General features: G+C 67.2%; 21 protein-coding genes and 1 pseudogene. 10 read left to right on the forward strand and 12 right to left on the reverse strand.

Features of this window, described 5'->3' with window-relative positions:
• Positions 1–61: 61 nt before the first annotated feature.
• The 4 genes from DIE12_RS21985 to fdhD form a co-directional block, all read right to left on the reverse strand.
• Positions 62–625 carry a molybdenum cofactor biosynthesis protein MoaE gene (locus DIE12_RS21985; RefSeq protein WP_124521648.1) on the reverse strand — a complete coding sequence of 188 codons (564 nt, stop codon included), beginning with the start codon at positions 623–625 and terminating at the stop codon, positions 62–64.
• 45 nt (positions 626–670) lie between these two features.
• Positions 671–1,789 carry a GTP 3',8-cyclase MoaA gene (moaA, locus tag DIE12_RS21990; protein WP_124521805.1) on the reverse strand — a complete coding sequence of 373 codons (1,119 nt, stop codon included), beginning with the start codon at positions 1,787–1,789 and terminating at the stop codon, positions 671–673.
• 190 nt (positions 1,790–1,979) lie between these two features.
• Positions 1,980–3,194: a gephyrin-like molybdotransferase Glp gene (glp, locus tag DIE12_RS22000; RefSeq protein ID WP_124521651.1), complete on the reverse strand. Its 1,215-nt coding sequence runs from the start codon at positions 3,192–3,194 to the stop codon at positions 1,980–1,982.
• The gene (gene fdhD / locus DIE12_RS22005; protein ID WP_124521653.1) at positions 3,194–4,063 is read right to left on the reverse strand and encodes a formate dehydrogenase accessory sulfurtransferase FdhD; all 870 of its coding nucleotides are present in this window, start codon (positions 4,061–4,063) and stop codon (positions 3,194–3,196) included. The genes glp and fdhD overlap by 1 nt, the downstream gene beginning before the upstream one ends.
• Before the next feature lie 407 nt (positions 4,064–4,470).
• Between fdhD and DIE12_RS22015 the strand changes: the two genes are divergently transcribed.
• From DIE12_RS22015 to DIE12_RS22030, 4 genes are all read left to right on the forward strand, one after another.
• Positions 4,471–5,871 (forward strand): cytochrome ubiquinol oxidase subunit I, encoded by a 1,401-nt coding sequence (locus DIE12_RS22015; RefSeq protein ID WP_044848141.1) that lies wholly within the window; start codon positions 4,471–4,473, stop codon positions 5,869–5,871.
• 3 nt (positions 5,872–5,874) lie between these two features.
• A complete protein-coding gene (gene cydB / locus DIE12_RS22020) occupies positions 5,875–6,882 on the forward strand; it encodes a cytochrome d ubiquinol oxidase subunit II (RefSeq protein ID WP_124521655.1) in 1,008 nt (335 codons plus the stop codon).
• A gap of 182 nt (positions 6,883–7,064) precedes the next feature.
• On the forward strand, positions 7,065–7,985 hold the full coding sequence (locus DIE12_RS22025; RefSeq protein WP_124485759.1) for a bestrophin family protein: 921 nt from the start codon (positions 7,065–7,067) through the stop codon (positions 7,983–7,985).
• 51 nt (positions 7,986–8,036) lie between these two features.
• Positions 8,037–8,423 carry a VOC family protein gene (locus DIE12_RS22030; protein WP_124485760.1) on the forward strand — a complete coding sequence of 129 codons (387 nt, stop codon included), beginning with the start codon at positions 8,037–8,039 and terminating at the stop codon, positions 8,421–8,423.
• Between the two features lie 182 nt (positions 8,424–8,605).
• Here DIE12_RS22030 and DIE12_RS38700 read toward each other — a convergent pair whose 3' ends face one another.
• Complete coding sequence (locus DIE12_RS38700; protein WP_311767563.1) at positions 8,606–8,776, reverse strand: DUF1493 family protein; 171 nt, start codon at positions 8,774–8,776, stop codon at positions 8,606–8,608.
• 156 nt (positions 8,777–8,932) lie between these two features.
• On the opposite strand from DIE12_RS38700, the gene DIE12_RS22040 reads away from it, so the two are divergent.
• A complete protein-coding gene (locus DIE12_RS22040; RefSeq protein WP_124521657.1) occupies positions 8,933–9,346 on the forward strand; it encodes a VOC family protein in 414 nt (137 codons plus the stop codon).
• Between the two features lie 119 nt (positions 9,347–9,465).
• On the opposite strand, the gene trpS is transcribed toward DIE12_RS22040, so the two are convergent.
• Positions 9,466–10,479 carry a tryptophan--tRNA ligase gene (trpS, locus tag DIE12_RS22045; protein ID WP_124521659.1) on the reverse strand — a complete coding sequence of 338 codons (1,014 nt, stop codon included), beginning with the start codon at positions 10,477–10,479 and terminating at the stop codon, positions 9,466–9,468.
• Between the two features lie 210 nt (positions 10,480–10,689).
• Positions 10,690–10,845, reverse strand: coding sequence for a hypothetical protein (locus DIE12_RS38170; RefSeq protein WP_185640925.1), 156 nt, complete (start codon positions 10,843–10,845; stop codon positions 10,690–10,692).
• A gap of 430 nt (positions 10,846–11,275) precedes the next feature.
• On the opposite strand from DIE12_RS38170, the gene DIE12_RS22050 reads away from it, so the two are divergent.
• Positions 11,276–12,325 (forward strand): tetratricopeptide repeat protein, encoded by a 1,050-nt coding sequence (locus DIE12_RS22050; protein ID WP_260426163.1) that lies wholly within the window; start codon positions 11,276–11,278, stop codon positions 12,323–12,325.
• Positions 12,326–12,509: 184 nt separating this feature from the next.
• A pseudogene (locus tag DIE12_RS22055) lies at positions 12,510–12,917 on the forward strand (NAD(P)-binding domain-containing protein); the annotation flags it as partial.
• Between the two features lie 226 nt (positions 12,918–13,143).
• Here the strand turns inward: DIE12_RS22055 and DIE12_RS22060 are convergent.
• The 5 genes from DIE12_RS22060 to DIE12_RS22080 form a co-directional block, all read right to left on the reverse strand.
• Positions 13,144–15,423 (reverse strand): FdhF/YdeP family oxidoreductase, encoded by a 2,280-nt coding sequence (locus tag DIE12_RS22060; RefSeq protein ID WP_044848153.1) that lies wholly within the window; start codon positions 15,421–15,423, stop codon positions 13,144–13,146.
• A 124-nt stretch (positions 15,424–15,547) separates the two neighbouring features.
• Positions 15,548–18,379, reverse strand: coding sequence for an ATP-dependent Clp protease ATP-binding subunit (locus tag DIE12_RS22065; protein WP_124521661.1), 2,832 nt, complete (start codon positions 18,377–18,379; stop codon positions 15,548–15,550).
• A gap of 610 nt (positions 18,380–18,989) precedes the next feature.
• Positions 18,990–19,259 (reverse strand): hypothetical protein, encoded by a 270-nt coding sequence (locus DIE12_RS22070; protein ID WP_124521663.1) that lies wholly within the window; start codon positions 19,257–19,259, stop codon positions 18,990–18,992.
• A gap of 98 nt (positions 19,260–19,357) precedes the next feature.
• Positions 19,358–20,173, reverse strand: coding sequence for a family 1 encapsulin nanocompartment shell protein (locus DIE12_RS22075; protein ID WP_044848156.1), 816 nt, complete (start codon positions 20,171–20,173; stop codon positions 19,358–19,360).
• The gene (locus DIE12_RS22080) at positions 20,166–21,245 is read right to left on the reverse strand and encodes a Dyp-type peroxidase (RefSeq protein ID WP_124485766.1); all 1,080 of its coding nucleotides are present in this window, start codon (positions 21,243–21,245) and stop codon (positions 20,166–20,168) included. Before DIE12_RS22080 ends, DIE12_RS22075 begins: the two co-directional genes overlap by 8 nt.
• A 417-nt stretch (positions 21,246–21,662) precedes the next feature.
• Between DIE12_RS22080 and DIE12_RS22090 the strand changes: the two genes are divergently transcribed.
• From DIE12_RS22090 to DIE12_RS22100, 3 genes are all read left to right on the forward strand, one after another.
• Entirely contained in the window at positions 21,663–22,037 is a 375-nt protein-coding gene (locus DIE12_RS22090; RefSeq protein ID WP_260426162.1) for a LysR family transcriptional regulator, read from the forward strand.
• The gene (locus tag DIE12_RS22095) at positions 22,034–22,486 is read left to right on the forward strand and encodes a phosphate-starvation-inducible protein PsiE (protein ID WP_044848158.1); all 453 of its coding nucleotides are present in this window, start codon (positions 22,034–22,036) and stop codon (positions 22,484–22,486) included. The genes DIE12_RS22090 and DIE12_RS22095 overlap by 4 nt, the downstream gene beginning before the upstream one ends.
• A 355-nt stretch (positions 22,487–22,841) precedes the next feature.
• Complete coding sequence (locus DIE12_RS22100) at positions 22,842–24,254, forward strand: PLP-dependent aminotransferase family protein (protein WP_124521780.1); 1,413 nt, start codon at positions 22,842–22,844, stop codon at positions 24,252–24,254.
• Positions 24,255–24,377 lie beyond the last annotated feature (123 nt).

The raw sequence follows: 24,377 nt of genomic DNA on the forward strand, positions 1-24,377 counted from the left end.
TGAAATGTCCCGGGCGAAATCGGCGGAATGGGCGGAATCGGCAACGCATTGACCGGCACGCTCAACCCCATCGCCGCATCGCCTGATCGTCGTGCACCTTCGGCTCGACCCAGCCGGCCACGCCGTCGTGCCGGATCTCCTTCTTCCAGAACGGCGCATGCGTCTTCAGGAAGTCCATGATGAATTCACACGCATCGAATGCCGACGCACGATGCGCGGCGGCCACCACGACGATCACGACCGGCTGGCCGAGCGGAATGCGCCCGACGCGATGCACGATCCTGACCGCTTCGAGCCGCCAGCGCGCGCTGGCTTCCTCGACGATGCTCCAGAGCGCCTGCTCGGTCATCGTCGGATAGTGTTCGACTTCGAGCGCGATCACGTCGTCGACGTCGCCCTCGTTGCGCACGACACCGAGGAAATTCACGACCGCGCCGACATTCGGATTCCGAACGATCGGTGCGATCTCGGTGCCGGCGTCGATCGCCGCGTACTGCACACGCACCTCGAAGCCGGCGGCAATCGCCGGCGGCGGCTCGGCGTGCGGCTCGGCGGGTTCGGCATGGGCGGCGTCACGCGACGGATCGTCGGGTGACGCGGCACGGGATTCGGTGAAACTCGTCATGACGGTTCTCCAGTAAGCGGTGCGCGCCGCCGCGCGCGGCAGCCGTCAGCCGCCGACGAGCGACATGCGCACGGTCGGATAGGTCTTGCCCGACGGCCGGGCCGCACGCGTGGCGCGCCGCTCGGAATAGCGGTCGTCGCGCCGCGTCCATCGCGCACGCACGGCGTCGGCGAGGTGGTCGACCGATGCGCCGTCGTCGAGCCACGGCCGCAGGTCGGTGCCCTGCATCGCGAACAGGCACGTATAGAGCTGGCCGTCGGCCGACACGCGGGCGCGCGAGCACGTGCCGCAGAACGGATGCGACACGCTCGCGATGAAGCCGACCTCGCCCGCGCCGTCGATGTGCCGGCAGCGGATGGCGGTGGCGTCGTGGCCCGGTTCGCCGACGAGCACGAGCGGATAACTCGCGTCGATGCGTTCGCGCATCCGCGCGGCCGGCACGACCTTGTCGCCGGACCACGCGCTCGCGCCGCCGACGTCCATGTATTCGATGAAGCGCACGGCCACGCCGCTATGACGGAAGTGGCGCACGAGCGGCAGGATCTGGTCGTCGTTGGCGCCGCGCTCGATCACGGCGTTGACCTTCACGGGCGCGAGCCCGGCCGCCTGCGCAGCCTCGATGCCGGCCAGCACGCGCGCGACCGGCACGTCGGTATCGGTCATCCGGCGGAACACGGCATCGTCGATCGCGTCGAGGCTCACGGTCACGCGCGACAGGCCCGCATCGCGCAGCGTGCGTGCCTTCGCGGCGAGCAGCGAACCGTTGGTCGTCAGCGCGATTTCGATGGGCTTGCCGTCGGCGGTCGTCAGCGTCGCGAGCCGTTCGATCAGCGCTTCGAGATTGCGGCGCAGCAGCGGCTCGCCGCCGGTGAGGCGGATCTTCTCGACGCCGAGCGAGACGAACGCGCGCGCGATCTTCTCCAGTTGCGCGAACGACAGCCGCTCGGACGACGGCATGAACGCATAGTCGGGCCCGAAGCTGTCGCGCGGCATGCAATAGCCGCAGCGGAAGTTGCACTGGTCGATGACGGACAGCCGCAGATCGCGCAGCGGCCGCGCGAGCGTGTCGAGCGGGCGGGGGAAGGCGCCGGGCGATGCGCCGCCGGATGCAGTGGCGGCCGGTGCGGGAGCGATGGCATTCACGATCGGTTTTTCGACCTGCATGAAGTGAGCGGAACGGCGTCGCCGGTCGGCCGCCTGTGTGCCGACGTGTCGGCGCACGGGTCGTGACGAGCCTCTTCGTGAGGATAGTCCGCCGGATTTTTCCGACAGGGACACAATCCCGCCCGAAATGCAGGAATACAGTTCGTGATCCTGCCTGCACGCAAGGCGGACATGACGCGCATGGGCATGCTCACGCGAGCCAGTGCGCGAAATCGTAATACGGCACCGCGTCGCCGCGCGCGATGCGTCGGCCGGCCGGCAGCCGCGCGAGCCCGCTCGCCTGAACGAGCGATTGCAGCGTGCCGGCGCCTTGTTGCCGCAGCGTATCGAGTACGGGCGCGCCGTTGGCGTCGAGGGTGCGGCGCACGCGGACGAAGCGCTCGCGCTGCGCATCGGGTTCGACGTCGATGTCGATCGGCAGCGACGGCACGGCTGGCAGGCAGTCGTCGCGCCCCTGCAGGCAGCGGATCAGCGGCGTGACGAACAGCGCGAACGCGGTCATCGCGGCGCCCGGATTGCCGGGCAGCAGCACCACGGGCCGTTCGTCGAGCCGCGCGAGCGCGACCGGCTTGCCGGGTTTCATCCGCACGCCCGACACCACGAACGCGGCGCCGAGCGCGGTCAGCGCGGGACGCAGCAGGTCCTTGTCGCCGACCGATGCACCGCCGACGCAGACGACCAGGTCGCAGCGCGCGGCCATGCCGCGCAGCGCCTGATCGACGGCGGCCGGCGTGTCGGCGGCGTGCTCGCTCGCCGCGACGCCGGCACCGGTTCCCGACACCAGCGCGGCGAGCATCGGCGCGTTGCTGTTGTAGATCTGCTGCGGCGCGCGCGGCTGGCCGCACGGGACAAGCTCGTCGCCGGTCGTCAGGATGCCGACCCGCAGCGGCGGGCGCACGTCGATGCGCGCGCAACCCTGCGCGGCGGCGACGCCGACGTGCATCGCGCCGAGCCGCATGCCGGCCGGCATCAGCAGGGCGCCCGCGCGCACTTCCTCGCCGCGGCGGCGGATATGCGATCCGCTGCGCTGCGGTGTGTCGAACGCAACCCAGCCATCCTGTTCGTGCGCGTGCTCCTGCATCACGACGGTGTCGGCGCCCGGCGGAATCAGGCTGCCGGTAAAGATGCGCGCGGCCGTGCGCGGCGCGAGCGGCGCCGGCGCGTCGCCCGCATAGCAGCGCTGCGCGACGCGCAGCGGCTCGCCGTGTTCGAGGTCCGCGTGACGGACCGCGTAGCCGTCCATCGCGCTCTGGTCGGCGGGCGGCTGGTCGAGCACGGCGGTGAGCGGCGTGGCGAGCACGTGGCCGGCCGCCTGCGCGACCGGGATGGAGACGGCCGCATGCGGCGGCGCAAATACGCCGGCGAACTGCCGTTGGGCGGTGTCGAAATCGGTCAGGGGTTTCATCAAGCGGTGAGCGCCTGCGCTTGCGCAGGCGTCGGTTCGGGTAACGGGAGCGGGTCGGGCGACACGTATTCGACGAAGCCGTCGTCGCGGCAGAAGCCGAGCAGCCGCACGCCGGCTTCGCGGGCGACGTCGATCGCGAGCGAGGTCGGCGCAGAAATCGTCGCGATCATCGGGATGCCGACGCGTGCGGCCTTGCGCACGAGCTCGTAGCTCGCGCGGCTGGACAGGAACACGAAGCCCGCGCCCAGGTCGGCGCGGCGCCGCGCCAGCCGGCCGATCAGCTTGTCGAGCGCGTTGTGGCGGCCGACGTCCTCGACGACTTCCAGCACCGTGCCGTCGCGCTCGCACCACGCGGCCGCGTGGATGCCGCCGGTCGCGTGCATCAGCGGCTGCCGCTGCGGCAGCGCGCGGGCGGCGCGCGCGACGGCGTCGGCGCCGATGCCGGCCGCCGCGCCCGCGGCCGCGATGCGCGGCGGATGCAGGTCGAGCTGCGCGATGCTCTCGATCCCGCAGACGCCGCAGCCGGTGCGGCCGGCCAGCGCGCGCCGGTGCGCCTTCAGCGCCATGAACGCCTGCTGCGCCACGGTGAGCCGCACTTCGGCACTGCCGGGCCGGCATTCGCTTTCGATATCGAAGACGTCCGACGCGCGCTCGACGATCCCTTCGCTCAGCGCGAAGCCGAGGCCGAACGCGTCGAGGTCGATCGGCGTCGCCATCATCACCGTGTGCGCGATGCCGTTGAATACGAGTGCAACCGGCGTTTCGTCCACCACGCGATCGACGGTGTCCCGCGCGTCGCCGGCACGATGACGCGTCACATGACACGCGCGGGTGCCGGCCGGATCGTCGGGGCGGTCGCTGGGCTCCATGCGGGTTTCTCCAGGGGGATCGGCCGGCGCGGGCGCCGGGCGATCGAAACGGATTCTGCGGGGGCGGTGCGCGGGGTCGCGCTCGCTCGCCACGGGCAGGCCAGGAGCCGATGGTACGGGCGTTCGGCGGTGCCGCGGATGCACAGCGTTGCAGAGCGGAAAGCAGTACAGCCGAGAGCCTCGCGGCGCCGAAACGGGTTTTCCGTACACACATCTTCGGCCCCGGGGAAAGCACAGTTTCAGCGCACGTCCGCGCGATTGCGAGTATCGTCTGAAACGCGATATCGTCATTCACGCTTCGTTGCCGTGCACTGCGATCCGTCGTTGTGTGCACGTGCCGTCGCGAAGCCGTCGCGCGATTTCCTGCTTCGAGCTGACGTCCTCACAACCACGAGCAAATTACGGTCATGGAAATCTTCGATGCGTTCCATCTCGCCCGATTGCAATTCGCGTTCACGGTGTCGTTCCACATCGTGTTTCCGGCGATCAGCATCGGCATGGCGAGCTTCCTGGCGGTGCTGGAATGGCGCTATCTCGTCACCGGCGACGCCGCCTACAAATCCATGTTCCAGTTCTGGTCGAAGATCTTCGCGATCGGCTTCGGGATGGGCGTCGTCTCCGGCGTCGTGATGGCCTACGAGTTCGGCACGAACTGGGCGGGCTTCTCGCGCGTCGCGGGCAACATCACCGGCCCGCTGCTCACGTACGAAGTCCTGACGGCCTTCTTCCTCGAGGCCGGCTTCCTCGGCGTGATGCTGTTCGGCTGGCAGCGCGTCAGCCCGCGCGCGCACTTCTTCGCGACGCTGATGGTCGCGGTCGGCACGCTGATCTCGACGTTCTGGATCCTCGCGTCGAACAGCTTCATGCAGACGCCGCAGGGCTACAAGATCGAGAACGGCCTCGTCGTGCCGGTCGACTGGTTCAAGATCATCTTCAACCCGTCGTTCCCGTATCGCCTCGTGCACATGACGATCGCCGCGTTCATCGTCGCGGGCTTCATCGTCGCCGCGTGCGGCGCGTGGCACCTGCTGAAGGGGCGTCGCGACGAGCCGGTCAAGCGCAGCTTCTCGATGGCGCTGTGGATGCTGCTGCTGCTCGCGCCGATCCAGATCGTCGTCGGCGACGCGCACGGGCTGAACACGCGCGAATACCAGCCGGCGAAGATCGCGGCGATCGAAGGGCTGTGGGAAACCGAGAAGGGCGGCACCGCGCTGAACCTCGTCGGCCTGCCCGACATGCAGGCCGAGACGACGCGCTATGCGATCCAGGTGCCGCACCTCGGGAGCCTGATCCTCACGCACAGCTGGAGCGGCGAGATTCGCGGACTGAAGGAATTCCCGGCGCAGGACCGTCCGTATTCGCCGATCGTGTTCTGGACCTTCCGGATCATGGCCGGCCTCGGGATGCTGATGCTGCTCACCGCGCTGCTCGGCCTGCTGCTGAGAAAGGGCGGACGCCTGTATGAAACGCGCTGGTTCCAGTGGTTCGTCGTGTGCATGGGGCCGTCGGGCATCGTCGCGCTGCTGGCCGGCTGGATCACGACCGAGGTCGGGCGGCAGCCGTGGACCGTCTACGGCGTGCTGCGCACCGTCGATTCGGTCGCGCCGCTCAGCGCGCAGCAGGTCGGCGTGTCGCTGCTGATCTTCGTGGTCGTGTATTTCCTGGTGTTCGGAACGGGTATCTACTACATGCTGAACCTGATGAAGCGCGGACCGGCTGCCCACGCCGGATACATCGAGCTGCACCGGCATCCGGGGCTGCGCAAGAGCGCGCTGTCCACGCCGCTGAACGTCACCGAAGCGGAGTAAGCCATGCAGATCGATCTTCCTGTCGTGTGGGCCGCGATCATCGGCCTCGGCGTGTTCCTCTACGTGATGCTGGACGGCTTCGACCTCGGCATCGGCCTGCTGTTTCCGTTCTTCGACGCCAAGGTCGAACGCGAAGTGATGCTGAATACCGTCGCGCCGGTGTGGGACGGCAACGAGACCTTTCTGGTGCTCGGCGGCGCGGGCCTGTACGGCGCATTCCCGGTCGTCTACTCGACGCTGTTGCCGGCGAACTACCTGCCGCTGATCCTGATGGTGGTCGGGCTGATCTTCCGCGGCGCGGCGTTCGAGTTGCGCGCGAAGGCGAACCGCACGCAACACCTGTGGGATCTCGCGTTCATCGGTGGCTCCGCGCTGGCCGCGTTCTGCCAGGGCGTCACGCTCGGTTCGCTGCTGCAGGGCATCCGGATCGTGAACAACCAGTTCGCGGGCGGGCCGTTCGACTGGCTGTCGCCGTTCAGCCTGTTCTGCGGGATCGGCGTGCTCGTCACCTATGCGACGCTCGGCTGCGGCTGGCTGATCCTGAAGGTCGACGGCGAACTGCAGCGCAAGATGCGCGTGCTGATGAAGCCGCTCGCGGGCGTGCTGCTCGCCGTGATGGGCGTGGTCAGCCTGTGGACCGTGATCGGGCTGCCGGCCGTCGCGCACCGCTGGTTCGGCAGCGGCTACCTCGGCTGGTTCCTGCCGGTGCCGGTCCTCGTCGTCGCATGCGTGTGGGGCATCTTCCACACGCTGAAGCGCCGGCACGAGGCAACGCCGTTCCTGCTGACGCTCGCGCTCGTGTTCCTCGGCTATACCGGCCTCGTGATCAGCATCTGGCCGAACATCGTGCCGCCGTCGCTGACGATCTGGGATGCGTCGTCGAGCCATTCGAGCCAGCTGTTCGCGCTCGTCGGCACCGTGATCGTGCTGCCGATCATCCTCGTGTACAACGCGATGCAGTACCGCGTGTTCCGCGGCAAGGTGCGCGAGGGCGACGCCGGCTATCACTGACCGGCGCGGCCGGTGACGGCGTGCGGCGTGCGGCGTGCGCGGGCGTATCATCTCGCGCAGCCGCCGTGCGGCTCGTCACCCGGCCCGGTTGCGATCGGACAGCGGCCCGCCACGCGCGGGCCGTCGCACATCGGGCGGCGGCGCGCCGCATTGCGTATTCCCTTGGCAGTCGAGACAACACCATGATCGTCAGACCACGACAAAACTGGCTCAGGATGCTGTTCGTATGGAACGGCTCCGTGCTGCAGTCGATCATTCCGCAACTCGTGTTCATGGCGGTCGTCAGCACGCTGGCGGTCTTCACGAACGGGCGCATCTTCGGCGAGAAGATTCCGCTGAACACCGCGCCGTTCACGCTGTTCGGGCTCGCGCTCGCGATCTTTCTCGCGTTTCGCAACAACGCGAGCTTCGAGCGCTTCAAGGAGGCGCGGCTTCTGTGGGGCAACCTGCTGATCGCCGCGCGCACCGTCACGTCGCAACTGCGGCGCTACCTGCCCGACAGCGTCGGCGACGCGGAGCGCAACCGGCTCGCCGATCTGCTGATCGCGTTCACGTATGCGCTGAAGCATCAGCTGCGCCATACCGATCCGGCGCAAGACCTGCAGCGCATCCTCGGCGCCGAGCGCGCCGCCGCGTTCGCGCACAAGTGCTACCAGCCCGTCGCGATTCTCGACGAACTGCGCGGCGGGATCGTCCGCGCGCTGGGCCGCGCGCCGGGCAGCGACGCGACGTGCTGGATGTTCGATGCGCAGCTGGTCGAACTCGGCAAGGCGGTGGGCGGTTGCGAGCGGATCCTGACGACGCCGATTCCGTTCTCGTACAGCGTACTGCTGCATCGCACCGTCTATGCTTATTGCGTGCTGCTGCCGTTCGGCCTCGTCGATTCGACGGAGTTTTTCACGCCGCTGATTTGCGTGTTCATTTCGTACACGCTGATCGCGCTCGAAGCGATCGCGAACGAGGTCGCGGAGCCGTTCGGCCTCGCGCCGAACGCGCTCGCGCTCGATGCGATGGCGCGCACGATCGAACGGTCGGTGCTCGAGCTGGGCGATCGCGCGATGCCGGAGGAATTCGTGCCGGCATCGACGTATCAGATCACGTGAGCGGCACGGCGACGACGCGCGCGGCGGCACGCGTGATTCGGAGAACATCACATGCGCATCTACGTGACGAGCATCTTTGTCGACGATCAGGACAAGGCACTCGCGTTCTATACCGACACCCTCGGCTTCCGGTTGAAGAACAACGTGCCGGTGGGCGAGTACCGCTGGCTGACGGTCGTGTCGAAGGATCAGCCTGACGGCACCGAGCTGATGCTCGAGCCGAGCCATCATCGCGCGGTCGGGCCTTTTCGTCAGGCGCTCTACGAGGACGGCATTCCGGCGGCGTCGTTCCAGGTCGACGATCTCGACGCGGAGTTCGCGCGGCTCGACGCGCTCGGCGTGCGCTTCACGCTGGCGCCGATGGACGCGGGGCCCGTGCGCGTCGCGGTGCTCGACGATACGTGCGGCAACCTCGTGCAGCTGATGCAGATGAAGTGACGCGTGGCGGGCGCGGTGTTCGACGTGCCGATCAAAGCGTCGGTGACGCTGCGTGAGCATCAGTTCCTGATCGCATCGGCGTCCCACGCACCCAGCGCGATGGCTTTGCCCAGCATGCCGACGGTCAATGCGTCTCGATCGAACGTATGGGGCTTCCTGAGAATGAAGTTGCGAACCAGGTGTTACAGGAGCCCTTCACCCTCCATCAGGAAGTAACGCCCGAAATCGTAGTCGCGGCGATCCACACCGAATCGGGCGAAGAAGCGCTCCATGAAGATGTCCGCGTCGTCTCCGGCTTGTCCGAGATCGTCGGCGATCGAGGTCTCCGCGGTAATCCGCTGTTTGCTCGATATTGCCGCCTCCTCGCGAACGAGCTTCCAGTGCTTCCCAAATGCGGCGGTCGTCCGTCATGGAATCCTGTCCTCCGGTTTTGCGATCTGGTTGTACCGCTAGCCGGTTCGAAGTGACATGTTTGTGTAGACTCGTGCTCGTTCAACGGAGCCAATCCCATGCAACTTCTCGACCACGTGTCCATCGGCGTTCCTGATATCGACCAGGCACGCCCTTTCTATGACGGCATCATGGCCGCACTTGGCGCGGCCAAGGTTTACGACCGGCCCGCCGCACTCGGTTACGGCGAACGCTGCAATGCAAACGACACCGCCTCGACTTTCCTGGCCGTGTATCTCGATCCCGCCGAAGTCGGAACGAGCAAGCGGCACTGGTGCTTCAAGGCCGCTTCTCGCGAGCAGGTACATGCATTCTTCGAGGCAGGGCTTTCCGCGGGCGGCCAGTCCGACGGCGATCCCGGATTGAGGCCGCATTATCACGCCGACTACTACGCGGCGTTTCTCGTCGACCCTGCCGGCAACCGGATCGAGGCTGTGTGCCACGTAGCGCCGTCGGCGCACGAGCGGTCGTGACGGTGCTTGCGGGCGACTGACCGCGGCTTCGCGGTGTGCCGGTGGACATCGGGGTAAGCGCGGCGCCGGCATTGCGCCACGCCACGCCACGCCGCCCGGCCGCGTTTGCCGCGCACGGCTCAATCGAAATACGTGAGCCCCATCGCGCCTTTCACCTCGGCCAGCGTCGCGCCGGCCACCTCGCGCGCATGCATCGTGCCGCGCTTCAGGATCGCCATTACCTCCGCCTTGTCCGCCTCGAATTCGCGGCGGCGCGCACGGATCGGCTCGATCAGCGCCTGCAGCCGCTCGTTCAGCACGCGCTTGACGACGCTGTCGCCGAGGCCGCCGCGGCGATAGTGCGCCTTCAGTTCGTCGACCTTCTGCACGTCGGGCTCGAACGCGTCGAGGAACGTGAACACGACGTTGCCTTCGACCTGGCCGGGATCGCTGACGCGCAGGTGGTTCGGATCCGTGTACATGTCCTTCACGGCCTGCGTGATCTCGTCCGGCGTCGAGCCGAGCGTGATCGCGTTGCCGAGCGACTTGCTCATCTTCGCCTTGCCGTCGATGCCCGGCAGCCGCGTGACCGCCGACAGCACGGCCTCGCATTCCACCAGCACCGGCTTGTCGACCGTCGCGTTGAAGCGGCGCACGAGTTCGTTGGTCTGTTCGATCATCGGCAGCTGGTCGTCGCCGACCGGCACGTGCGTCGCCTTGAACGCGGTGATGTCGGCGGCCTGGCTGACGGGATAGGTCAGGAAGCCGGCCGGGATGTCGCGCTCGAAGCCGCGCAGGCGGATCTCTTCCTTGATGGTCGGATTGCGCTCGAGGCGCGCGACCGTGACGAGGTTGAGCAGGTATTGCGACAGCTCGGCGAGCTCGGGCACCTGCGACTGGACGACGATCGTCGAGATCGCCGGGTCGATGCCGACGGCCAGGTAGTCGAGCGCGACCTCGATCACGTTCTCGGTGACGCGCTGGCGACGGCCCATGTTGTCGGTCAGCGCCTGCGTGTCGGCGAGCAGCAGGAACTGCGTCGCGTCGTGCTGCATCTGCACGCGCGCGCGCAGCGAGCCGATGTAGTGGCCGAGATGCAGCGGGCCGGTCGTGCGGTCGCCGGTGAGGATGGTCGGTCGGGTCGGGTGCGTCATGGTGTGGATTGGCTCCGGGTTATCGAAGCCACCAGCCATGATTCGGGCGCAGAAACGACAATGCCGCCATGGCTGGCGGCATCACGTTCGGGACATGCAAAAGGAAACGGGCCGCCTGGGTCAGGCGCGCCACCAGCGATGCACGTTCGGCGAGGCAGGTTTGGTTTCCATTGCGCGAGTATAGCGTAGTGCGGGGACGGGCGTGCTGCGTCAGCGTATGACCGACTCCATCGCGAGGTAGGCGGTTTCGGCCGACGGCCACAGCAGGTACAGCAGGCCGGCCATCAACAGCAGCGCGCCGGCGCGTACCAGCGGCGTGCGATCGATCTCGCCCAGGATGCGGAAGTGCTGCTTCAGTTTCTTCATGCTTGCAGGCGCAACGTGCGCTACTCCAACGGTTGCTGCAACGGGTCGGGTGGGGCCGACACCGGGGTGTTGCGGGGTTCGACGGGGGGCTGAGCCGGTGGCTCGGCGCGGCAAGGGGATCGCGTGCGGGAGATCGAAAAGGGGAACGATCAGGTGCGCCGGATGCGTCTCGCCTAGTGATGCGCATCCTACCAGTTCGACGGCGTGCGCATAGTCAAGAATTGTGGGGTGGGGACAGGTTAAAGGGACGCAACGTAAAATCAGCGGCATATGAACGGAGATGCTGTCCCGACTGCGGGCCATTGCCGACGGCCCATGAAATTGCCGGATGAGGGCCTTGTCAGCAGGCCGTTTGTGCCGTTCCATACCGCGCACGTGACCGTGCATTCATTTCTTGTCGTGCAAGGTATTCGATATCGTGCGAATTCGATTGCGTCTGATTACCGTGGACCGTGGCCGGCTGATCCGATTGGCTTCCGTTGTTCTGATCGCTGGATGTGCCGCCTGTTCAAGGAACGATTCGCTTCCTCGCAACATGTCGCTGACTGCGTTCAATCCGCACCGCGAAGCGTTCGAATGCAAGCATGAAGCCGACGTTGTTCCTCGGATCGATCCAGAGGCAGATCGTTGGAATACGCGAGCGATCGCGCTCACCAGTTCGTTGCTGTGGCCGAATCAGCGCGACTATAGGGGGGCCGTCGAGTTATGGGCGAAGGCCGCCGAGCGCAAACACTGGAAGGCGATGCTGAATCTGGCGAATGCGTACGCTCGCGGCGAAGGTGTGGATGGTGATTCCGAACACGCCGTTCAGATCGCTGAACAGGCGATGAAACTCGGCATTCCGGCGGCCTACGATCTGATGGGCACGTATTACATGGACGGGATGGGGGTGAAGCAGGATGCGAGCAGAGCCCATGCATTCTGGCAACTGGCTGCGGATATGGGGAGTCCGAATGCGATGGCATATCTGGGGGGCAAGATGGACGCGATTTATGACGATCCCAAAGCAGGCTTTTGGGGTAATCGCAAGATTGCGCTTCAAATGCTGGAATGCGGATATGCCCAAGGTAGCGGGGATGCCGCCTATGCGCTCGGGACAACACTCGTGGGCGCGGACAAGTCGCTTGGCGAAGACAACGACCGAGCCCTCAAGATTCTGCATGATGGCGTGAAATACGGGAGCGCCAAGAGCGCCGGGTATTTGTTCGGCGCATTCGACGATGGTGATCCGGTGGTTGGTAACGTGAAGGATCGTGCTCGTGCCGAGCGTTACAGCGTACTCGCCGACCGCCTCGAGCGCGATCCGGACCTTCGCCTGCCGAACCTTGACAAGGTCGTGCCGCTGCCGCCGGCCAAACTGCCCAAGTGGGACGGCAACAAAGCGACGTTGATCGATGCGGCGAAACCGGCGCTGCCGGTTTCGGACACGCTTCCCGTTTCCTCCGGGCATCGCATTGACCGCGCACATACGCAGGAATAGCGTTGGACCGAACGCGGCGCGGTATGCCCGTTCCGCCAGCCATGCTCGATCGCCCCAGCTTTTTTCTCGTCAACAACCACAAAAATGATCGTTTCGCCCTAGCGAGCCTGTCAGCAGAATGTCTCCATTCCCCCTCGCGCGACGACACGAGCATCGCCGCGAGCCGCACTTCAAGGAGACAGCCGTGGCAGTGGAAACAACCTCAATCGATACGCTGGTCGTCGGGGCCGGCCAGGCCGGCGTGGCCATGAGCGAGCACCTGGGCAAGCTCGGCGTGCCGCATCTCGTGCTGGAGCGCGACCGCATCGCCGAGCGCTGGCGCACCGGGCGCTGGGATTCGCTGGTCGCGAACGGCCCCGCGTGGCACGACCGCTTTCCGGGCCTCGAATTCGACGGCCTCGATCCCGATGCGTTCGCCACGAAGGACCAGGTCGCCGACTACTTCGAAGCCTATGCGCGCAAGTTCGACGCGCCGATCCGCACCGGCGTCGAAGTGAAGAACGTCGTGCGCAACATGGGCAAGACGGGGTTCATCGTCGAAACCTCGGACGGCACGATCGAGGCGAACCGCGTGGTCGTCGCGACGGGTCCGCTCGCGACGCGCGACAGCGCGTACCGTCGCCGGCAGACGGGCGCGGCTCTGCCGCCGTCGGCGGCGCGGTAAGGCGCGTGCCGTTCGCCACGTGAAAACGAAGCGGCCGCCGCATCGGAGGCGATGCAGCGGCCGGGAGAGCGGGGAGGCGGGGCGGCAGGCAGGTTCTCGGCGTCACGGCATGTCACATGCGTGCCGTACGTCGCGAACCTGCCGCGCCCGCGGATCACACGACCGCGGAACGCGCGACCCGCACCGGCACCGACTTGTACGACGGCGTGCCGCTTTCCTTGTCGATGTAATCGAGCGGCACGAGCACGTTCGCTTCCGGGTAGTACGCGCCGACCGAGCCCGGCGCGATGTCGTACTCGATCGCGGTGATCTTCTCGAGGCGCAGCGTGCGGCCCGAGGCGGTGATCGTCTCGATGTCGACGAGGTCGCCGTGTTCGAGCCCGTACTTCGCGAGATCGGCCGCGTTCATGAACAGCACGTCGCGCCGCCCGAACACGCCGCGATAGCGGTCGTCGAGCCCGTAGATCGTCGTGTTGTACTGGTCGTGGCTGCGCAGCGTGATCAGCCGCAGCACCTGTTCGGCGCCGAGCACGTCCGCGTCTTCCTTCACGCCCGTGTAGACCGAGAACATCGCCTTGCCGGTCGGCGTGGGCCACACGCGCTCGGTGGGCGGCAGCGGCAGGCGGAAGCCGCCCGGCGTGCGGATCCGTTCGTTGAACGCCTCGAAGCCGGGCACCGTCTTGTCGATCAGGTCGCGGATACGGTCGTAGTCGGCGATCAGGTCGAGCCACGCGACCTTGCTGTTCGGCAGCGTCGCATGCGCGATCCCCGCGACGATCGCGGGCTCCGAGCGCAACGCGTCGGACGCCGGCTTGAGCTTGCCGGCCGACGCGTGGACCATCGACATCGAATCCTCGACGGTGATCGATTGCCGGCCGCTCGCCTGCATGTCGAGCTCGGTGCGGCCGAGCACGGGCAGGATGTAGGTTTCCTTCGCAACCAGCAGATGCGAGCGGTTCAGCTTCGTGCCGAGATGCACGCTGAGATCGAGCTTCGCCATCGCGGGGAACGACAGCTCGGGATCGGGCAGCGCGACCGCGAAGTTGCCGCCGAGGCACAGCAGCGCCTTGGCCTGGCCGTCGACCATCGCCTGCATGGCCTGCACGGCGTCGTGCCCATGATGCGCGGGCGGCTTGAAGCCGCACACGTCCTCGATCTTCTGCAGGAACTCGGCCGACGGCTTCTCGGTGATGCCGACCGTGCGGTTGCCCTGCACGTTGGAGTGGCCGCGCAGCGGGCATACGCCCGCGCCGGGCTTGCCGAAGTTGCCGCGCATCAGCAGCAGGTCGGCGATCAGGCGCACGGTCGCGGTGCCCTTGTTGTGCTGCGTGACACCCATCCCGTACGTGACGATCGTCGCGTTCGACTTCGCATAGGCGAGCGCAACCTGTTCGAGCTGCGCCTGGCTCAGGCCGCTCGCGCGCTCGATGTCGTCCCACGACGTGGCCTGCAGGTCGGTGGAGAACGCGTCGAAGCCGCTGGTGTGCTGCGCGATGAAGTCGCGGTCGAGCACGTCGCCGCGCTCGGCCTCGAGCTGCAGCAGCGCCTTCATGATGCCCTTCAGAGCGGCCGCGTCGCCGCCCGCGTCGACCTGGTAGTACGTCGACGCGATGCGCGTCGAACCGAACGACGCCATCTCGATCATGTCCTGCGGATCGGCGAAGCGTTCGAGCGCGCGCTCGCGCAACGGGTTGAACACGATGATCGGCACGTTGCGGCGCGAGCACTCGTGCAGCGTGCCCATCATCCGCGGATGGTTCGTGCCGGGGTTGTGGCCGATCGAGATGATCAGCTCGCAGTGGTCGAAATCCTCCAGCGAAACGGTGCCCTTGCCGATCCCGATCGACTGCGGCAGGCCGACGCTGGTCGGCTCGTGGCACATGTTCGAGCAGTCGGGGAAGTTGTTGGTGCCGAGCTCGCGCGCGAACAGCTGATACAGGTACGCGGCTTCGTTCGACGCGCGCCCCGACGTATAGAACTCGACCTGCTCGGGCGGCAGCGCACGCAGCACCTCGCCGATGCGCGCGAACGCGTCGTCCCATTCGACCGCGCGGAACGTGTCGGTCGCGCGATCGTAGACGAGCGGATGCGTGAGCCGGCCCATGTTCTCCAGCTCGTAGTCGGACATCCGCAGCAGCGACGACACGGTGTTCGCCGCGAAGAACTCGGGCGTCACGCGCTTGGTCGTGGCCTCCCACGTGACGGCCTTCGCGCCGTTCTCGCAGAACTGGAACGTCGACTTGTGTTCCTTGTCGGGCCACGCGCAGCCGGGACAGTCGAAACCGTCGGGCTGGTTGGTCCGCATCAGCACGATCGGCGCCTCGATGGTTTCCATCTGCGTGCGCACGGCCTCGGCTGTCGCGCGAAGCGCGCCCCAACCGCCGGCGGGCCCATCGTACTTCCTGATGCCTGGCACTTCGCGTCGATTTGTCATGTGAATCTCCATGAGCCGGGCCCGCTGCGGGGTGGCTCGGGTTGCGCCGCGTCGCGGCGTGGGGCGGCGCCGTCCGGCGGACGGCGCCGGTCATGCGGGCCCGGACATGCGGGCCCGCGTGGTATCAGTGCGCGTCCTTCTTCGCACCGGACGACTTCTTGCCGGATGCCTTCGCGACGGGCGGCGGCGTATCGGCATTTGCTTCGTCATCCTTTTCATTGGCCGATGCCTTCGTGGCCTTTCCGTTCGGCCTGGCCTTGCCGTCGGCGTCCTGCTTCGCGTCCTTCACATCAGGCGGCGCGAGCTTGTTGAACGTCACCGTGTCGCCGGCCGTGTCGTAGTCGACTTCGACGCGGTCGCCCGACTGAAGCTTGTCCGCGAGGATCTCCTTCGCGAGCTTCGTTTCGATGATCTGCCGAACTTGCCGCTTCAGCTCGCGCGCGCCGAACTCCGGCTGGTAGCCGGCTTCGGTCAGGTGTTCGACGAGCGAGTCGCCCATCACGAGCGTGATGTCCTGCGCGGCGGCGGTGCGCACCACGCGGTCGAGCTGGATCTGCACGATCGAGCGGATGTTCTCCTTCGACAGCGCATGGAACACGATCACCTCGTCGATCCGGTTCAGGAACTCGGGGCGGAAATGGCCCTTCAGCACCTGCATCAGCTGCTCGCGGATCGCCTTGTCGGTCTTGCGCGCGGCTTCCGGCTGCGTGAGGTTGTCCATGATGATCGCGGCGCCGAGGTTGCTCGTCGCGATGATGATCGTGTTGCTGAAGTCGACCACGCGGCCCTTGCCGTCGGTCAGCCGGCCGTCGTCGAACACCTGCAGCAGCACGTTGTAGACGTCCGGATGGGCCTTCTCGATCTCGTCGAGCAGGATCACGCTGTACGGGCGGCGCCGCACGCGCTCGGTGAGCTGGCCGCCTTCGTCGTAGCCGACGTAGCCGGGCGGCGCGCCGATCAGCCGCGCGACCGCGTGCCGCTCCATGTACTCGGACATGTCGATGCGGATGATCGCCTGCTCGTCGCCGAACACGGTCTCGGCCAGCGCCTTCGCGAGCTCGGTCTTGCCGACGCCGGTCGGCCCGAGGAACAGGAACGTCGCGATCGGACGGTGCGTCTGGCCGAGCCCGGCGCGCGACAGCCGCACCGCGTCGCTGACGGCGACCACCGCGTCGTTCTGGCCGACCACGCGCTCGCGCAGCTGCTCCTCCATCTTCAGCAGCTTCTGGCGCTCTTCCTGTGTAAGCTCGGACACCGGGATGCCGGTCAGCCGCGACACGACTTCGGCGACCGATTCGACGGTCACCTCGAGCGTCTCGGAACCGGTCTTGCGCTGCCAAGCTTCCATCTTTTCGTCGAGCGACTTCTGCTTCTCGTTGATCTGTTCTTCGAACTGCTTCGCTTCGTCGAAGCGCTTGCGCGACGTCGCGTAGTCCTGCTCGCGCTTCAACTGCGCGATCTGCGCTTCGCCTTCCTGGATGTCGACGGGGCGCGAGGTCGCGCCGATCCGCACGCGCGCGGCGGCCTGGTCGATCAGGTCGATCGCCTTGTCGGGCAGGAAGCGCGCGGTGATGTAGCGGTCGGCGAACTCGGCGGCCGCGACGAACGCGTCGTCGGCGAACGTCACCTGATGGTGCGCCTCGAGGCTGTCGCGCAGCCCGCGCAGGATCACGATCGTCTGCTCGACGCTCGGCTCCGGCACGAACACCGGCTGGAAGCGCCGCTCCAGCGCCGCGTCCTTCTCGATGTGCTTCTGGTATTCGTTCAGCGTGGTCGCGCCGATCAGGCTCAGCTCGCCGCGCGCGAGCGCCGGCTTCAGCACGTTCGCGATGTCGAGCCCGCCTTCGCCGCCGCCCTGGCCCGCGCCGACGATCGTATGCAGCTCGTCGATGAACAGGATCAGTTCGTCATGCTTGGCGGTCACTTCGTCGATCAGCTGCTTCGCGCGCTCCTCGAATTCGCCGCGATACTTCGCGCCGGCGACCATCGAGTTGATGTTGACTTCGACGAGCCGCTTGCCGCGCAGCACTTCGGGCACGTCGCCGTTCACGATCCGCTGCGCGAGGCCTTCGACGATCGCGGTCTTGCCGACGCCCGGCTCGCCGATCAGCACCGGGTTGTTCTTCTTGCGGCGCGCGAGCACCTCGATCGTGCTCTCGATTTCCTGCGCGCGGCCGAGCACCGGATCGAGCTTGCCCTGGCGCGCGATCGCGGTGAGGTCGCGGCCGAACTTGTCGAGATTCGGCGTGCCGGTCGGCGCATCGACGCGGCCGTCTTCCGCGCCCTTGCCGACGACCTTCACGACCTTCTGGCGCAGCGCCTCCGGCGTCACGCCGTATTTCTTCAGCAGCGTGCCGGCGATGCTGTCCGGCACCGACGCGAGACCGATCAGCAGGTGCTCGGGGCCGATGTACGAGTGACCGAGGTCGCGCGACGCCTGGAACGCGTACTGCACGGCCTTCTTCACGCGCGGCGAGATCGACAGCTTGTCGAGCGACGCATCGGGGGAGGCCGTGCCGGTATGCGCGTGCTCGTCGATGTACGACTTGATGTCCTGCGGCGACAGCTTCAGTTCCTTCAGCAGCGCGGCGCACACGTCGGTGTCCGCGAGCGCGTACAGCAGGTGTTCGGTGTCGAGTTCGCTGCGGCGCAGCTCGTGCGCCTTCTCGGCCGCGCGCTGCAGCAGTTCGAGCGTCTGCTCGCTGAATGCGTCGGTCGGGTCGACCGACTCGCGCGGAATCTCCGCGGCAAGCGGCGACGTGTCGCCGGACTCGCCGAACAGCGACGACGCGCCGCCGCCCAGCAGCGAGTCGAACGGGTTCAGCATGCTCTGATGCCGCATCAGCTGACGGAAGTGGTAGTCGCAGATCGAGATCGTCTTGCGCTCGCCGTCCTGCATCACGGTGGCGCGCGCGACGGCCGGCCGGGCGTGACAGATGTCGCAAAGTGCGGGCATGGTGGTCTGGCTCCTGTCAATGAACGTGAATCGAAAGGGAAGTCCCGATGCGCGAGGGCGCCGGGGCGTGCCTGCCGCACGACGCGACCGGCGGCGCGCGCGCCATGCCGGCGCCCTTGCGCCACGCGCGCAGGCATGGCGACCTGCCGTGCTCGACGCCGGCAATACCGTTGCTTCGCGGCGCCTGCGCCATCACTTCGACTGCGTTCAAAATAGCGAATCGGCCCGGGGCCTCCAAGACACAGTTCCGCATCGGCCCGGCCGGGAATTGCACCCTCACAAGCGTGCGAGCATGAGACGCAAGGAGTACAGACGAGCGCGCATGCGGGTGCGGCGTGCGGGCTGCGCAAACGTGGCGGCGTGCGACGCGCGCGAAGCGCGGTGCGACATCGGCGCGCAGGGCGCCGGCAGGGAGCCAACGGGAAGGGGGACGCGCGACGCAACGCGGCGCGCGCGCATCGGCGCGAGCGCGCAGCGCGGCAGCGTGCGCGCACGGGTCAGGCCGGGCCGCGCGCGCACCGCAACCGGTGCGTGGCGCGCGGCCGCTGGCGAAGCGGGCGGCTTGCACGGTGCGGGCCGGACATGGCCCAACCGTGACGAGGCGGCGGCGTCAGTCGGAGAGCGTCATCGCAAGTTTCTGCCGTGCGATCTGCTTCACGTCGGTTGACAGTGCCGCATTCTGCAGACCATTGGCCCAGACGGAGAACGAATCCTCGATCAGGTTGCGGGTGTCGGGCGGCAGTTCGGCCAGCATCAGCGCCACCACGGTGAACAATACGGCGGTGTCGCCGGCCTGGCGGCTCGCGTTCGCGTCGACGGCCTGCTTCAGGCTGTCGATCGACGCTTGCAGTGCCTGTAGTGCTTCATTCGATTCGCTCATTTCTCGCTCCATGCAGGATGGTTCGATCGGCGACGAACGTGCGGCCGGCCATGCGGCCGGTGGGCGCGATGCCGGTCGGGCATCGCGCGGGCGGAACGTCAGGTCGCCGGGTTGCCCTGCGGCGCCACGGCCACCGATGCCTCGCTCGTCAGCATCAGGAACGTGAACGTTTCGCGCAGGTAAAGGCGAACGACCTTGTCGGTATGGCTCGTGTAGCCGATCGACACGTCTTCGCCGAGGTGCAGTTCATAGTCGCCGCCGCGGGTGGACAGCACGCAGCCGCCGCTGATCGCCGGCGCCCAGATGATCTCGCCGCTGACGATGCGCTTGATGTGGCCGAGGACCGGATAGCCCTGGTCGCGCGCCTCGCTGAGCGCCGTGTAGGCGTCCGAGCCGAGCACGACCGAGTACGGGCCGTCCACGCCGGCGAGCCGCAGCGCTTCCAGCGCGTCGCTGATCGCGTCCGGATATGCGCTGACGTCGGCCGGCAGCGTGAGCTTGCGGTTCGACGTGCCTTCGCGGATGCCGACGATGTCCGCGGCCAGATAGCCGTCGAAGATCGCGCCGTCTTCCGCGAACGCGAGCCGTTGCGCGGCATCCTTCGCCGGCTGCCAGTCGGCATCGCGCGCGCCGCGCTCGACGCTGTCGATCGCGTCGCGGCTCAGCTCGAACGGCACCGTCAGCTCGACGATCGTGCGGACTTCGCGCAGCCGTGCGCCGACCAGCTCGCGCGGTGCCGCGACCTCGCGCAGGTGCCCGGTGCCGACGGCCGACAGCTCGGGGCCGGCCGGGCCCTCGACGTCGACAACGCGGCGCCCGGCCACCGAGCGCTTGAAGGTGCGTGCGACTTCTTCCTCGATCTGCTCCCAGGCGGACGAGGAAATCGGCGCGAGTTCGCGGTGCAGGTTATTCATAGGCTTTGGCTCCTTTCAGCGATCCGATGTTCAGCGAGCCGTCACGACGCGACTCGGGCGATGCGGGGGCCGGCTGCGCGGCGGTGGCGGTGGCTTCGGCGCCCGGTGCGGGGCGATCGGCGAGCGCCTCGAGCAGGTCGGCCGACGGCACGAAGAACAGCGAGCCGGTGACCGCGCGGCTATAGTCGAGCAGCCGGTCGTAGTTGCCGGGCGGGCGGCCGACGAACATGTTCTCGAGCATCTGCTCGATCGGCGCCGGCGAGCGCGCGTAGCCGATGAAGTAGGTGCCGAATTCGCCGGAGCCGGGGCGCCCGAACGGCATGTTGTCGCGCAGGATCTTCACTTCCTGGCCGTTCTCGTCGAGCGTGGTCAGCGAGCTGTGCGAGCACGACGGCTTCACGTCCGGCGCGAGCTCGATGTCGGACAATTTGGTGCGCCCGATGATGCGCTCCTGCGTCTCGACCGCGAGCGCATTCCAGCCGGCCATGTCGTGCAGGTACTTCTGCACGATCACGTAGCTGCCGCCCGCGAATTCGGCATCTTCGTCGCCGATCACCGTGAAGTCGACCGCGTCGCGGCCCTCCGGGTTCTCGGTGCCGTCGACGAAGCCGATCATCGCGCGCTGGTCGAAGTTGCGGAAGCCGTGCACCTCGTCGACGACCGTGACCGCGTCGCCGAGCGCGCCGAGCAATTGGGTCGCGAGTTCGAAGCACAGGTCCATCGCGTCGGCGCGGATGTGCAGCAGGATGTCGCCGGGCGTCGCGATCGCGACGCGCTGGCCGGCGCCGAATTCGCGGAACGGATGCAGCGACGCGGGGCGCGGATCGCCGAACAGCGCATCCCAGGCGTCGGCGCCGAAGCCGCATACGCAGGACAGGTTGCCGTCCGGCACGCGCTTGCCGACCGAGCGCACGAGCGCGGCGATGTCGCCGCACCACGCGCGGATCGTGTCGGCGCGCTCGGCGCCGGGGTTGACGGTGGCAACGAGGAAGATCGCGCTGCGCGTGACCGGGCTGTGAACGGCCTGGGAAAGCGGGGGACGGGTTTGCATCGCGGCCTGCCGGTCAGTCATGTCGGGACGGACGGGCCGCGGATGCCGCGGCGCGCGAAGACGAACGGTTGGACTGTGTCATGCGACTGTTCTCTTTGTGACATGCGGATGAAGGACGTTGCGCGGGCATCGCGCAACGGGCCGCAGCGGCGGCGGCCTGCCGCCCGGGCGCGCAAGGGGGAGGCAGGCTCGGTGGCCGCGCGTTCGCCCGGCGCGCGACCTCGCCGCACCGCGTAACGTCGTCGAGCATGCAATCTAGCAGCTTCGGCGGGTCTTTGGAACACGTATCGCCAATCTGTCATTCGAATGGGTTGATCGGGGTCCGATTCTGCGTCGCGGGCCTGCAGCTGTACTCCTGAAACCCGCGGCGCTGTGCTCTTGAGCGGGCGTGGCGCGTGCAGTAGATTAGGTTCGCTCCGCCCGCCGACGAGGACCATCATGATGAACCTGCTGGAAGCGATGCGTATTTATGTCGCGGTGGTCGAGCATGGCGGGGTGTCCGCCGCGGCGTCCGAACTGAAGCTCGGACGCGCGCAAGTCAGCGAGCGGCTGGACCGCCTCGAACGGTATCTCGGCTGCCAGCTGTTGCTGGCGCGTGCGGGCGGCGACGTGGCGTGTACCGATGCGGGCGTCGCGTTCCACCAGTGCTGCCGGCGCACGCTGTCCGCGGTCGCGCAGGCCACCACCGCGGCCGGTGCGTGCGCAACCTTTCCCGATGCGCGCGTCGCGGGCTTTCCGCCGCCCGAAACCATCCGCCGTGTCGACCCAGCGTCGATCGCGGCACAACCCTCATTGCACCGGTCATCGCCTTGAATACGTCCACTGTTTCCGCCGATACGGCCGCCGAGCGCATCCGCCGCCGCTTCGGACACTTCCTCCACGCGGCCGAGCTGGCCGGGCTGATCGTGATCGGCCTCGCGACCGCGTTCGCGATGACGCAGGAAGCGTGGAAGGTCGTGCTCGCGGGCGAGGTGTCGCTGACCGACCTGCTGCTGATGTTCCTCTATCTCGAAGTGCTCGCGATGAACGTGCGTTACCTGCGGCTCGGCCGGCTGCCGGTGCGCTTTCCGCTGTTCATTGCGATGACGTCGCTCGCGCGCGACCTGATCCTGCGCGGCGCCACCGACAGCCCCGAGCGGATGCTGATGACCACGTTCGGAATCGTGCTGCTCGCGGTAGGCGTGTTGATCCTCAGCTTCGGCCAGCATCGCTTTCCGGCGGAGGTCGACGACGTCGAGGACGATGTGCACGCGCGTCGGTGATGCGTGTGTGTGCGGGGCCGATCGATGGGGGTGTCGGTTCGGTAGTTCATTTCGTTATACCGAGATTGATTCGGTGCGGCGCCGACTCGCGGCTGCCGCGTTTCCATCTGTTCACCACACGTGTGCGATTTGAGGTTTGATCGCCAAACTGTCACTTACATTCGCCGAAATGACGCAGTAGGATGCCGATCCTTCTCATGATGGATTTCGCATTGCTATCCGCCTTCAATTTCGGTAATGGACGTGGCTCGCACCGGAACGCCCGCGGCCGGACACGGCTATGCGGCTTCGTGCAGCGGCACGGCACGCGCACCTGCGCGTCGCAGGCTGGTTCACCGCTGGCGGGGCGAGGCGGATGAAGCTCTACGAGAAATTCGCGAACGACATAGAGAGACTCATCCGGCAACGCGTGTATCGACATGGCGATCGTGTGCCGTCGGTGCGGCAGGCGAGCCAGCAGCACCGGATCAGCATCACGACCGTGCTGCACGCGTACCTGCTGCTCGAAAGCCGCGGGCTGCTGGAGAGCCGCCCGCAGTCGGGGTACTTCGTGAACCTGCGCAACGACGACGGGCACGCGCCGGTGCGCGAGCTGCGGCCGTCGAAGCCGATCGCGATCTCGTCGTCGGTGGACATGAGCCGGCTCGTGCTGTCCACGCTGCGCGCGATCGGCACCGACGACGCGGTGCCGCTCGGCTCGCCGTACCCGGACCCGAGCCTGTTCCCGTTCGAGAAGCTGAACCGCTACGCGTACGCGGCCGGCCGCGACAAGTCGCTGTGGGGCGTGACCGACGGGCTGCCGCCCGGCCATCCGCGCCTGATCCGGCAGATCGCACGGCGCTACCTGGAAAACGGGATGTCGGTCGACCCGAACGAGATCATCGTGACGGTCGGCGCGACCGAGGCGATCAACCTGTGCCTGCAGGCGGTCGCGAAACCGGGCGACACGATCGCGGTGGAGTCGCCGACGTTCTACGCGATGCTGCACGCGATCGAACGGATGGGGATGAAGGCGATCGAGGTCGCGACCCATCCTGAATACGGAATCGACATCGCGGCGCTGGCGGCGATCGCGAAGTCGCAGCCGATCGCCGCATGCATGGTGATGCCGAACTTCCAGAATCCGCTCGGCTTCCAGATGCCCGACGAGCGCAAGCGCGAACTGGTTGAATTCGCAACGAAAGCCGATATGCCGGTGATCGAGAACGGCGTATACAACGAACTGTATTTCGGCAATGCGCACCCGAGTGCGCTGAAGGCGTTCGACCGCAACGGGATCGTGCTGCACTGCGCGTCGTTCTCGAAAAGCCTGACGGCCGCGTACCGGATCGGCTGGGCGTTGCCGGGCCGTTATCGCGAACAGGTCGAGAAGCTGAAGTTCCTGAACACGCTGGCGACGCCGTCGCTGCCGCAGCTGGCGATCGCCGAGTTCCTCGAACGCGACGGTTACGAGCATCACCTGCGGCGGATTCGCAAGGCGTATGCGCAGCAAGCGAACCTGATGCGCGCGATGGTGTCGCGGTTCTTCCCGGAAGGCACGCGCATCTCGAGCCCGGCGGGCGGCTACGTGCTGTGGGTCGAGTTGCCGGCGCAGGTCGATGCGATGCGGTTGTACCAGCTCGCGCTGGAGCAGGGGATCACGATCGGGCCCGGCTACATGTTCTCGATCGCGGACACCTACCGCAATTTCATCCGGCTGAACTACAGCAGCCCGTGGTCGCCGGAGATCGAACGCGCGATCGTCACGGTCGGCAAGCTCGCGTTATGACCTGAATCGCGTCGCGCACGTGATGCGGCGGATAGCCGTCGACCGGGTCGGGATAGAGCACGCATAGAACGGTCGCCATCGGGTCGCTCCTCGTGACGGGATGAAGGCGGGGCGGTACGCGGA

It is taken from the genome of Burkholderia sp. Bp9015 (genome assembly GCF_003853505.1).
Taxonomy (GTDB): Bacteria; Pseudomonadota; Gammaproteobacteria; order Burkholderiales; family Burkholderiaceae; genus Burkholderia.